Source organism: Aerolutibacter ruishenii (assembly GCF_007830115.1).
Classification (GTDB): domain Bacteria; phylum Pseudomonadota; class Gammaproteobacteria; order Xanthomonadales; family Xanthomonadaceae; genus Aerolutibacter; species Aerolutibacter ruishenii.
This window is the reverse complement of the sequence record NZ_VLKP01000023.1, coordinates 1-11,561: the sequence shown is the minus strand read 5'-3', so window position 1 is coordinate 11,561 and position 11,561 is coordinate 1. Positions and strand designations below refer to the sequence as shown.

9 protein-coding genes, 1 rRNA gene and 1 pseudogene are annotated in these 11,561 nt (G+C 67.6%); 6 read left to right on the top strand and 5 right to left on the bottom strand.

The features are described 5' to 3' along the window. Positions 1 to 154: 154 nt before the first annotated feature. Positions 155 to 269, top strand: a 5S ribosomal RNA gene (gene rrf / locus IP93_RS15450). A 277-nt stretch (positions 270 to 546) separates the two neighbouring features. On the opposite strand, the gene IP93_RS15445 is transcribed toward rrf, so the two are convergent. The 3 genes from IP93_RS15445 to IP93_RS15435 form a co-directional block, all read right to left on the bottom strand. Beyond that, on the bottom strand, positions 547 to 1,293 hold the full coding sequence (locus tag IP93_RS15445) for a 2OG-Fe dioxygenase family protein (protein WP_144817193.1): 747 nt from the start codon (positions 1,291 to 1,293) through the stop codon (positions 547 to 549). A gap of 110 nt (positions 1,294 to 1,403) precedes the next feature. Beyond that, positions 1,404 to 3,128: a M28 family metallopeptidase gene (locus IP93_RS15440; protein WP_144817192.1), complete on the bottom strand. Its 1,725-nt coding sequence runs from the start codon at positions 3,126 to 3,128 to the stop codon at positions 1,404 to 1,406. A 169-nt stretch (positions 3,129 to 3,297) separates the two neighbouring features. Continuing rightward, complete coding sequence (locus tag IP93_RS15435) at positions 3,298 to 3,969, bottom strand: DUF4097 family beta strand repeat-containing protein (protein WP_144817190.1); 672 nt, start codon at positions 3,967 to 3,969, stop codon at positions 3,298 to 3,300. Between the two features lie 205 nt (positions 3,970 to 4,174). Between IP93_RS15435 and gpmI the strand changes: the two genes are divergently transcribed. The 3 genes and pseudogenes from gpmI to IP93_RS15420 form a co-directional block, all read left to right on the top strand. Beyond that, positions 4,175 to 5,743: a 2,3-bisphosphoglycerate-independent phosphoglycerate mutase gene (gene gpmI / locus IP93_RS15430; protein WP_277874047.1), complete on the top strand. Its 1,569-nt coding sequence runs from the start codon at positions 4,175 to 4,177 to the stop codon at positions 5,741 to 5,743. After that, entirely contained in the window at positions 5,743 to 6,972 is a 1,230-nt protein-coding gene (locus IP93_RS15425) for a murein hydrolase activator EnvC family protein (protein ID WP_144817188.1), read from the top strand. Before gpmI ends, IP93_RS15425 begins: the two co-directional genes overlap by 1 nt. 159 nt (positions 6,973 to 7,131) lie before the next feature. Continuing rightward, a pseudogene (locus IP93_RS15420) lies at positions 7,132 to 8,451 on the top strand (S41 family peptidase); the annotation flags it as partial. 112 nt (positions 8,452 to 8,563) lie between these two features. On the opposite strand, the gene IP93_RS15415 reads toward IP93_RS15420, so the two are convergent. Both IP93_RS15415 and IP93_RS15410 read right to left on the bottom strand, forming a co-directional pair. Further along, positions 8,564 to 8,884: a DUF1820 family protein gene (locus IP93_RS15415; RefSeq protein ID WP_144817185.1), complete on the bottom strand. Its 321-nt coding sequence runs from the start codon at positions 8,882 to 8,884 to the stop codon at positions 8,564 to 8,566. 26 nt (positions 8,885 to 8,910) lie between these two features. Beyond that, on the bottom strand, positions 8,911 to 9,603 hold the full coding sequence (locus IP93_RS15410) for a rhomboid family intramembrane serine protease (protein ID WP_144817183.1): 693 nt from the start codon (positions 9,601 to 9,603) through the stop codon (positions 8,911 to 8,913). A gap of 229 nt (positions 9,604 to 9,832) precedes the next feature. Between IP93_RS15410 and IP93_RS15405 the strand changes: the two genes are divergently transcribed. Together IP93_RS15405 and IP93_RS15400 are read left to right on the top strand one after the other, a co-directional pair. Continuing rightward, positions 9,833 to 11,185: an OmpP1/FadL family transporter gene (locus tag IP93_RS15405; RefSeq protein WP_144817181.1), complete on the top strand. Its 1,353-nt coding sequence runs from the start codon at positions 9,833 to 9,835 to the stop codon at positions 11,183 to 11,185. A gap of 149 nt (positions 11,186 to 11,334) precedes the next feature. Continuing rightward, positions 11,335 to 11,561, top strand: a 227-nt coding sequence (locus IP93_RS15400; RefSeq protein WP_144815540.1) for a transposase family protein, incomplete at its 3' end; no start/stop codon positions are given.

Here is an 11,561-nt window from a genome sequence, read left to right as displayed (position 1 = left end):
ACCTCAAGTGGCCTTGGACTCGACGACACGTTCGACGTTCGGCACAATACCTCGCTACATTCCAAACTATTCGCCCAAGGCAGATCAGTGCATCGATCCGTCCAGGGCAACCAACAAGAGCGCGTGCGCCGTGATGGCGACCCTCCACCCTCTCCCTGGTGACAATAGCTGTGTGGAACCACCCGATCCCTTCCCGAACTCGGAAGTGAAACGCACACGCGCCGATGGTAGTGTGGCTCAAGCCATGCAAGAGTAGGTCATCGCCAGGGGCTTTACACCGAAGGCCGGATCCAACAGGATCCGGCCTTCTTCTTTTGCGCGCTGGAACGATGGCCTTCTTCTTTGCGGCAGGTACCGGCCTTCTTTTCCGGGGCGGGCGGGTTACCGCACGGGGTGCGAGGCTTGGCCGCCTCTTGGGGTATTGCCCAGAGCCACCAATGAACGCAAGGGCCCGAAGCCTGGTACCGACAAACACAAAAGCCACCCGTTACGGGTGGCTTTTGTCGTTCAAAGCGAAGCGAATCGGAAAGCTGCTGGGTTTCTATTTCAAACCGCTTCCGCAATCGCCCGGAACGTCACCACCAGCACGTCTCGCCACGCGGCTTGTGCCGGGTCCAGCGGTGCCACGGCGGTGACGCCGTGGTAGACGCGGCCATCGTCGACGAAGGCGGTGTCCAGCGGACGGGTTAGTGTGAAGCTGCCGATCTCGCCGCCGTCCAGCGCATGGATGCTGGTCGTGCCGCTGGTGATGTTGTGCCGGTCGAGCAGTACGACCATGACGAAGTTGACGCCGTCGCGGTGCATGCCCTCGGGCGTGGGCTGGCCGTGGTGCTCGGGCAGTGCTTCGATGCGGAACTGGTGGGCCTCCACGTGCCAGTGGCCCACATGGGGGGCCAACCTGCCAAACAGGGCGTGGGCGAAGCCGAGCAGGCGACGCATCGGCAGGCTGTCGGCCACCTCGGGCCGGATCGGTTCGAACCAGCGTTCGATGCCGCCCTGCAGGGTGTTGTAGTCACGGCTCTGGTAGTGCGGCTGGTGCGGTGCGCGTTGCACGTCGCCATCGGCGGTGGCGGTGAATACTGCATGCCGGCGGCGGCGTCGCAGGCCGACCTTGGCCAGGTAGTTGTCATCGGCCAGATCCCCCCAACTGGCGGCAAACTCGGCCCAGGCCTGCGCAGCGTGCGCCCGGCCATTGCCCAGCAGTGCGCGCATCACTCCGGCACCGATGAAGGCGAAGCCGTCCTCGCGCAGGGCCAGTTCCAGCAGGTGGCAATCGCCGGACGCGGGGGACATCGACTCCAATCCATGAACAGACATCGGGAAAGCGTAGCGCGAAAACAGCGACGGCGCCGCGAGGGCGCCGTCGTGCGTCATGGCCGGTGGTCGGCTGGAGATGGCAAATGCTACTTGGCGGCTCCGCGCAACTTCTGCTCGGCCGCGCGGAAGGCGTTGTCCTGGTACCAATGCGGCCACTGATCGCCGCCAGTCAGTTGCTTGCCGACGCCGTACAACGCCTGCAGGTCCTGCACCACGCCGTCCATCTTCCACGCCGGATCGTATTCGTCGCCAGGTTTGTGGTAGCGGTTGTCGCGGTAGTCGCGCTGTGCGGCATGGCCGGCCTCGGCACCGCCTTCGACCAGGTCGTCGCCGCCCTTGGCATACAGCGCGGGCACGCCGTCCTTGGCGAAGTTGAAGTGATCAGAGCGGAAATAGAAGCCGTCCTCGGGCGTGGCTTCCGGGGTCAGGGTGCGACCCTGCTCGGCGGCGATGGCCTTGAGCCGGTCCTCCAGTTCGGAGCTGCCGTAACCGACCACGGTCATGTCCTTGGCGCGGCCGATGACCGGCATGGCGTCGAGGTTGATGACCGCGACGGTCTTGGCCAGCGGGAAGGTCGGGTGCGCCACGTAGTACTTGGAGCCGAGCAGGCCGGACTCTTCCAGGGTGACCGCGAGGAACACCACCGAACGTTCGGGGGCCGGGTTCTGCTTGGCGAAGGCCTCGGCGATCTCGAGGATGCCGGCGACGCCGGTCGCGTTGTCGACCGCGCCGTTGTAGACGTGGTCTTCGCCGGACGAGGCGGCGTTGGCGTCGGCATGGTTGCCGAGGTGGTCCCAGTGCGCCATGTACACCACGGTCTCGTCCGGGTGCTTGCTGCCGGGCAGCACGGCGACCACGTTCCGCGAGGACTTCTCGGCGATGGTGCTCTTCAGGTCGACCGACAACGTGCCCTTGAGCGGAATCGGCTTGAAGCCCTTCTTGCCGGCCGCCTTGTACAGCGCATCCAGGTCCTGGCCAAGGTCGGCGAGCAGCGAGCGGGCGACGTCGCCGGTGATCCAGCCCTGTGCGGGCAGGCGTGGATCCGGGTCGTCCTTGGCGGGCAGGCTGAACTGTGCGCCGGACCACGAGTTCTTCACCACGTCCCAGCCGTAGGAAGCGCCTTCGGTGTCGTGGATGATCAAGGCGGCGGCGGCGCCCTGGCGTGCGGCTTCCTCGAACTTGTAAGTCCAGCGGCCGTAGTAGGTCATGCGCTTGCCTTCGAACAGCGCCGGGTCCTGCTGGTGGAAGCCGGGGTCGTTGACGAACATGACCACGGTCTTGCCCTTGACGTCGAGCCCGGCGTAGTCGTTCCAGCCCAGTTCGGGGGCGTTGACGCCGTAGCCGACGAATACCAGTTCGCTGGAATCGACCTTGACCTCGGCCTGGCCGGTGGTGGTACCCACCACCATGTCAGTGCCGAACCTGAGTTCGCGCGGCTTGCCGTTGACGTCCAGTTTGAGCACGGTGGACTCGTCTGCAGTGGTCTCCACCATCGGCACGGTCTGGAAGTAGCTGTCGCCGTTGCCCGGCTTCAGCCCGATCTGCTCGAACTGGGCCTTCAGGTAGTCGACGGTCTTCTGTTCGCCGGTGCTGCCGGGGGCGCGGCCATCGAATTCATCGGAAGCCAGTGCCTTGACCCGCTCGCCAAAGTCGGCGGCGTTGATCTCGGGGCTGAAGGCGTGGGCGGGGGCGGCTGGCGTGGCCGGCGCCTGCACCGCGGGTGCCGGTTCGGGCGCTTTGCTGCAGGCCGCCAGGATCAGGGCGGCGGCGACCAGGCCGGTCGCGGGGTGGAGCGGAATACGGGACGACATGGGGCCTCGTGCGGTTCGCGCCGGGCATCGGCGGAACCGCATTCTAGGCACAGCCGGCCGGCCGGACGCCATTGGGCGATGGGTGGAGCCGCTCGCGGCGCAGGCGCAACCAACAGGGCAGTGCGAGTGCGCGAAACAGGCACCAGCCCAAGTGCGTGCGCTTCGCGACTCAGCGCGCCGGTGGGGTGGGCGTGTCGAAATGCACCGCGGTGGCGCCGGTCACCGGGCCAATCACCGCGCTGCGGTGCACCAGCAGTTCGACCTTGCGCTCGAACACCAGCGAGCCGTCGACACGCGCATTGGGCCCGATCACCACGCGGGGGTCGCGCTGCTTGGTGGAGAACCAGATCTTGCCCGGTTTCTCATAGTGGATGCCACCGCGTACGTGTGACCCGATCCCGACCGTGGTGTCGCCGCTGACGGTCTCGATACCGCCGGCGACATCGGTGTCGACCAGTCCGATGCCGCCGTTCACCGTGCTGATATTTTTGCGGACGTTGCCACCGCGATCCACGAAGATGCTGCCGTTTACCGTTTCGATGTCGCCGTTGACAGTGACGTTGCGGCCCACCCTTACGCTGCCGTTGACCGTGCCGAGGTTGCCGGTCTGCACCGAGTCGCCCACGTGGACGCTGCCGTTGACCGTGCTGGCTTCGCCCACGCGGGCATTGTTGCCGATGCGGATGCTGCCGTTGACGGTGTTCAGTTCGCCCTGACGGCCGCCGTCTTCCACGGTGATGCTGCCGTTGACCTTGCTGATGTCGGGGTCATTGGACGCGGCGGCCCCCATCGGCAGGGCCAGGGCGGCGGCGAGCGTGAACATGATGGAGACGTTGCGCATCGTGGGAACTCCCTGTTCGGTCGGTTTGAACGGTTCGATGCGGCACGGCGGGCAATGGTTTACCTCCACCGGACGATCGTGCCGACGGTTTGGCACCGGGATCGGGACGGGGGAGGAGTGTCCCGGACGCGGGCCAAGGCCGCTTCGCTACAATCCCACCAATACCAAGTCCGGGCACCTGCCCGAAGTCACAGGGACCAACGACGTGTCTGCTTCTTCCCCGGCGGTCGCCGCCCCCGCCCGCGCGGTGGCGCGCCCCAAGCCCGTGGTACTGCTCATCCTCGACGGCTGGGGCCACCGCGACGATCCCACCGACAACGCCCTCGCCCAGGCCGTGCTGCCCAACTGGCACCGCCTGCTGGCCAGCGCGCCGCACACGTTGATCCACACCGAAGGCCGCCACGTCGGCCTGCCGGATGGACAGATGGGCAACTCCGAGGTCGGGCACATGAACCTCGGTGCCGGGCGCATCGTCTACCAGGACCTGACCCGCATCGATGCGGCGATCGAGGACGGCAGCTTCTTCACCAACGGCGAGTTGCGCGCGGCCTGCGCCGCGGCCAAGTCCTCCGGCGGCACGCTGCACCTGATGGGGCTGCTGTCGCCAGGCGGCGTGCACAGCCATGAGGCCCACCTCTTCGCGATGATCGACCTGGCGCGCCGCGAAGGCGTGCCGCGGGTGGCGGTGCATGCGTTCCTCGATGGCCGCGACATGCCGCCGCAGTCGGCGGCGCCGAGCCTGGCCGCGCTGGAAGCGGCGTGCACCCAGGCCGGCAATGCGCGCATCGCCACGGTCACCGGACGTTACTACGCGATGGATCGCGACAAGCGCTGGGATCGCCAGCGCAAAGCGTGGGATGCGATCGTCGAAGGCGTGGCCGAGCACGTGGCGGCGGATGCGGCGACCGCGCTGGCCAACGCGTACGCGCGTGGCGAGAACGACGAGTTCGTCGCTGCCACGGTGATCGGTACACCCATGCCGATGCGCGATGGCGATGCGGTGGTGTTCATGAACTTCCGCGCCGACCGTGCCCGCCAGCTGACCGCGGCATTCGTGGCGCCGGACTTTGATGGGTTCCAGGCGCGCCGGCCCGCGTTGTCGCGTTTCGTCTGCCTGACCGAGTACGACGCCAGGCTGCCGGCGCCGGTGGCCTTCGCCCCGGATGACCTTCGCCACACGCTGGGCGAAGTGCTGGCCGCCAACGGCCTGAAGCAACTGCGCATCGCCGAGACCGAGAAATACGCGCACGTCACCTTCTTCTTCAGCGGTGGCCGTGAGGAGCCGTACGAAGGCGAGAGCCGCGTGCTGGTGCCCAGCCCCAAGGTCGCAACCTACGACCTGCAGCCGGAGATGAGCTGCCCCGAGGTCACCGACAAGCTGGTTGCCGCGATCCGCTCCGGCGACATCGACGTGGCCATCTGCAACATCGCCAACCCGGACATGGTCGGCCACAGCGGCATCCTCGCCGCGGCGATCCAGGCGGCCGAAGCGGTGGACGTGGCGATCGGCGCCGTGTGGCAGGCGGTGCAGGACGTGGGCGGCGCCTTGCTGGTCACCGCCGACCATGGCAACGTCGAGATGATGCGCGACCCCGAGACCGGCCAGCCGCACACGTCGCACACCGTCGGCCCGGTGCCGTTCGTGTACGTCGGCCCGCGTGCGGCCGCGCTGCGCAGCGGCGGCGCCCTGCGCGATGTGGCGCCGACCATCCTCGACCTGCTGGGCGTGCCCAAGCCGGCCGAGATGAGCGGCGAAAGCCTGCTGGTGGGCTGATGCCGACGCCGCGCACGGCCCTCGCCGGTGTCCTGCTCGCGCTGCTGGGCACCGCCGGTGCGCCCGCACAGGACCGCAACACGACCGAGCGCAAGCTCGAGACCGTCAAGCGCGAACTGGAAAGTGTGGCGGCCGAACGACGCAAGCTGGAAGGCGAGCGCGGCAGTGCGTCGCGGCAATTGCGCGAGGTCGACGAGAGGGTCGGCCAGTCCGCGCGCAGCCTGCGCGAGACCGAGCGTCGGATGGGCAGTGACGAGGCCTCATTGCTGGAGCTGCAGCGGCAACGCGACGAGTTGCAGGTTCGCGTGGCCGGTCACCGCGACGAACTGGCGAAGTTGCTGCGCGCAGCCTATGTCCAGGGCGGCGCGGCGCCGCTGAAGGTGATGCTGGCACAGGACCGCGTGGCCGACGCCAGCCGGGTGCTGGTCTACCACCGTTATGCGCAGCAGGACCGTGCGAAGCGCATCGCCGCATTGACCCGGGAACTGCAGGCGCTGGAGGCGGTGGAGCGCGATGTCGTGCAGCGGCGCAGTTCGCTGGAAAGCGCACGCGCGGAGCAACGCCAGCAACTGCTGGTGCTGGAACAGGACCGCAAGGCACGCGCCACGCTGGTCGCGGAATTGGACTCGCGCTACCGCGACCAGCGTTCGCGCGAGCAGGCACTGGGGCGTGATGCCAAGGGTCTCGAACAGTTGTTGCGGCGTCTGCGCGCGGCGGCCGCCCGGGCTGAAACGCAACGCAAAGCGGCGGCGGCACGCGAGGCGCGACAAGCCCGCGCCGGGAGCGGCAAGACCGGCGGCGCGTCCACGCCACGCCGTGCGACGACGGTCGGGTCCGCGCCGCCGCCTCAGGTCGGCGGCCTGGGCTGGCCGGTGGCCGGCGCACTGCTCGCCGGATTTGGCGCGACCATGCCTGATGGCCATCGCAGCGACGGCCTGCTGATCGGCGCGGGTGCCGGCAGCAACGTCAGCGCGGTCGCCGATGGCGGCGTGGTCTACGCCGAATGGATGACCGGCTACGGCCTGTTGCTGATTGTCGACCACGGCAACGGCTACATGAGCCTGTACGCACACAACGACGCGCTGCTGCGTGACGTTGGCGATCGCGTGCGCAAGGGCCAGCCGGTGGCGACCGTCGGCAGTTCCGGAGGCCATGGCCGGCCAGCGCTGTACTTCGAGCTGCGCCGCAATGGCCAGCCGGTCAACCCGGGCGTGTGGCTGCGCCGCTGATCGGCTTCGCCGGGCGTACCGGCGTTAACGAAAGCTTCCATGGGGTTGGGTCAGCATCCGGGTTCCCCCCACGGCGGGAACCGGGCACGATGGCCGAACCCTCGCGCGGTTCCGCGGTCCAATGCGATGGCCACCGCCGTGTCCCATCCCGGAGTTTGCATGCCCCTTCGTCGTCCCCTGCCGCTGGCCCTGGTCCTGGCATCGATCCTGCCCTTGGGCGTGGCGCTGGCGCAGCAGTCGCCCCCGTCTGATCCGCCCCCGGTCCCGTCCGCCGAGGCGTTGTCGGCTGCCAACGACTCCAAGGTGCCGCTGGAGGAGATCCGTCGCTATGTCGCGGTGTACAGAGCGGTGAAGCAGGCCTACGTCGAACCCGTGGATGACGCGAAGCTGATGCAGTCGGCGGTCCGCGGGCTGCTGCTGGACCTGGACCCGCACAGCGTCTACCTGCCCAAGGCCGACGCCGACGAATTCGACGAGCAGGCCCAGGGCCGCTACGACGGCATCGGAGTGGAGATCCTGCGACAGCCCGACGGCACCCTGCGCGTGATCGCTCCGATCGACGACACTCCGGCGATGAAGGCCGGGATCAAGGCCGGTGACCTGATCGTAGCGGTGGACGGCAAGCCGCTACGGGCCGAGGACGGCGAGGAAAGCGAGCCGTTGCGCGGCCCGCCGGGCAGCAAGGTGCTGTTGACCGTGGTGCGCGAAGGCACGGCCAAGCCGCTGGAGATCAGCGTGCAGCGCGAAACCATCCGCGTGGCCAGCGTGAAGGGCCGCATGCTGGAACCGGGTTACGGCTACCTGCGCATCGCCTCTTTCCAGGCCGACACCGCCGCCGATTTCGAACGTCAGCTGGGCGTGCTGAAGGAACAGGCCGGTGGCCGCCTGCGTGGGCTGGTCATCGACCTGCGCAGCAATCCGGGTGGCCTGCTCAACGCCGCGGTGCAGATCGCCGACGACCTGCTCGACAGCGGCAAGATCGTCAGCACCCGCGGCCGCATCCCGATCAGCGATGCCGAATTCGGTGCCACCCCCGGCGACCGCCTTGACGGTGCGCCGGTGGTGCTGCTGGTCGATGCCGGCTCGGCCAGCGCCTCGGAAGTGCTGGCCGGCGCGCTGCGCGACAACGGCCGAGCGCGCGTGGTCGGCAGCCGTACCTTCGGCAAGGGTAGCGTGCAGACCGTGCTGCCGCTGGACAACGGCGATTCGGTCAAGTTGACCACCGCGCGCTATTACACGCCCAGCGGCAAATCGATCCAGGCATTGGGCATCGAACCCGACGTGGTGTTGCAGGCCGGCAAGGGCGGCCAGGGCGCGCGCGCGGACTATAGCGAGGCCAGCCTGCCCGGGCACCTGCGTGGCGATGGCGATGGTCTGCCAGGCAGCAATGCCGGTGACGTGCTGGAAGGCGACGGGTTTATTGCCGAGGCGCTGGCAGTGCTGAAGAAGCCAGTGGCCAAGCCGCCTGCATCGGCTGCCTTGCGTCGCTGAACCGGTCGTCGCGCCAACCGGCGGATGACCGTCACCCTTGCCTTTCGCGTCGAGATGCCCGGTCCACCCGCAGTGTGGCGGCCGCGCGCCGCATGCGCCGTCAGCGTGGCTTGGACGGCAGCGGGAACGGGGTAACCACCTTCTCGCCGGTGGTGGCGTCGCGGATCGCCGACTGGCCTTTGCGCGCCACTTCTTCGATGCGCACGATGCTTTGCATCGGCAGGTGCAGCACGCGGGTGTTGCCGAACTCGTCGCGCAGGCGCTCCTCGGTGGGGTCGATCACCACGCCATCGTGCACGTCGAACACCAGCTCCGACACTTCGGTGAACCCCCACAAGGCGCCCGACGCCACCTGGTGTGCGTAGAGCTCGTACACCTTGCCGGCATTGAGGAACGTGACTTTGTACAACGTCTTGGCCATGCGCCCATTATAGGCGTCGTGCTTGGCTAGTAACCGCGCTGCCGGCGCATGTGGCGGGCGATGCCGGCGCGCGTGATCAGCGCGAATACGCCGCCGAAGGCAAAGCCCGCAAGGTGCGCCGACCATGCCACCGCACCGAACGCCGGGCCGATGTAGGTGAACACCAGCTGCAACGCCGCCCAGACCCCGATCAACAGCGGCGTGGGTACTTTCACGAACTGCAGGAACAGCCCCAGCGGGACCACCATCCCGAGTTTGGTGCGCGGGAACAGCGCCAGGTAGGCACCGATCAGCGCCGAGACCGCGCCGCTGGCACCGATGACCAGTCGGTCCGGCGTTCCGATGATGATCACCGCGGCCAGGTTGGCGAACGCGCCACCCAGCAGGAACAGCACGAGGAAGCGGCGCGAGCCCATGTAGCGCTCCGCAGGCACGCCGAAGATCAGCAGGAACACCAGGTTGCCCAGCAGGTGGGCCCAGTCCGCGTGCAGGAACAAAGCCGTGAACAGCCGCAGCGCGCTGCCATCGTGCAGCGCGCGCCACCAGGCCTCCGGCGAAGCCAGTCCGCCCGACAGCGCCCCCCATTCGGTGATCCACCGCTGCTCGACCGCTTCAGGGGCCAGTTGCAGACCGGTAAAGCACGCCCACAGCAGGGCAAACAGCAGCGGGGTCGCCCAGCGGATGACGGGTTTCCGGCGGGGGGGGAGGGCGACGAACATGGCTCAGCATCCTTGCCGCTCGGGCACCCCAGAATACTTCAACAAGGGACATTTGTAGCTATTAACTTGTTCATTTTCAAAGGGTTGGGGCATTGTTAGCATTCGGTTAATGGGCGCGATATAGTGCATACGGCGTCGTACGTCGGGAGGGGTTTCCGGCGTTTCCGGGCTGCGGACTTCGCGCCCTGCGGATGGCCGAAAACACAACACTCCAGTGGAGACTACACGCATGCAGCACGCACACCGTTTCACCCGACTTTCGGCGCTGGCACTGGGCATCACCGGCGCACTGGCCCTCGGCCAGGTCCACGCGTCGGGCTTCCAGCTCAAGGAAAACAGCGCAAAGGGCCTGGGCAGCGCGTTCGCCGGCACCGCGGCCAAGACCGATGACGCCTCCGCCGTGACCAACAACCCGGCCGCCATGGCGCGCATGTCGGGCACCACCGTGCAGGTGGACGTCACCGCCATCGACCTGAACTACACCTTCGAAGGCTCGGGCACCGCCGCCAATGGCGCGATGCCGATGTCCGGCGGCGACGGTGGCAACGCCGGTGACGTGACCCCGGTGCCCGCGATGTCGATCGTGCACAAGCTCGACAACGGCCTGGCGCTGGGCGCCATGGTCAGCGCGCCGTTCGGCCTGAAGACCGAGTACGAGGATGGCTGGGTGGGCCGCTACTTCGCACACACCTCCGACGTGCAGATCGTCGACCTGGCGCTGTCGGCGTCTGTGGACTTGATCCCGGACAAGTTCTCGGTTGGCGTGGGCGCCATCCTCTCGCGCGCCGACGTGACCCTGTCCAAGTCGGTGGACTTCGGCACCCTGCTGTTCGCCAACCCGGCGACCCGCCCGCTGCCGTTCGCCCGTCCGCAGGCGCGCGATGGCTTCATCGAGGTGCAAGGTGACGACAACGGCTTCGGCTACCTGTTGGGCATGCACTTCCAGCCGACCGAGAAGCTGGCTGTCGGCATGAGCTACCGCTCCGAGATCGACTACGAACTGGAGGGCACCGCCGATTGGACCGTGCCGCAGGACGTGGCCGCCGTGTTTGGCTCCAGCCCGCTCACTTCGCAGCTGTTCAAGGACGGCAACGTCACCGCCAAGCTGACCACCCCGTCGGTGCTGTCGCTGGGCGCCACCTACCAGGTGACTGACAGCTTCAAGCTGATGGGCTCGTGGGCGAAGACCGGCTGGTCGTCGCTGCGTGAAGTGCGCGTCGAGTTCCAGAACCCGGATCCGGATGCGGCCGAGGACTTCTCGTGGACCGACACCAAGTTCATATCGCTGGGCGGCGAGTACAAGCTCAACGACGCGTGGACCCTGCGCGCCGGCGTGGCGCTTGACGAGACCCCGACCCACATCGAGGCTCGCACCCCGCGCCTGCCCGACGCCGACCGCCTGTGGTACTCGATCGGCGCCACCTGGCAGTTCAGCGATGCGCTGGAGTTCAACTTCGGCTACGCCCGTCTGGAGCCGAAGGACCCGGAAGTCAACAGCCACGACAACCAGGGCCATCGCCTGACCGGTCCGTTCGACGGCTACGCCAACCTGCTGGCGTTCTCGGCGCAGTACAACTTCTAAGCGCTGCTGTCGCTGCAAAAAGAAACCCCGCTTCGGCGGGGTTTCTTTTTGGTTCTTCTCCCAACTGAGGGAGAGGCGCACGGCCGACCCGGCTAATTTGTGGTTGTCGAGACTACAAACAGGGGTCGGCCGTGGCCGAAGGGGATTGTATGGCCCAGCTGGGTGGCTGGGTGGGCTACCGGGTTGGGGAGTGGCGTCACGAGATGCGTGGGGCGCTGCGCTGGCTGGTGGTGGAGCTGGCACCAGAACCTGGAGTGGCGCGAACCTGCATGGGGTGTGGCGGCCGGGTTGAAGCGATCCACGACCGCACAATGCGCCGGGTTCGGGATCTGCCGGTGTTCGGAGATCCGGTTGAGTTGCGGCTACCGCGCCTGCG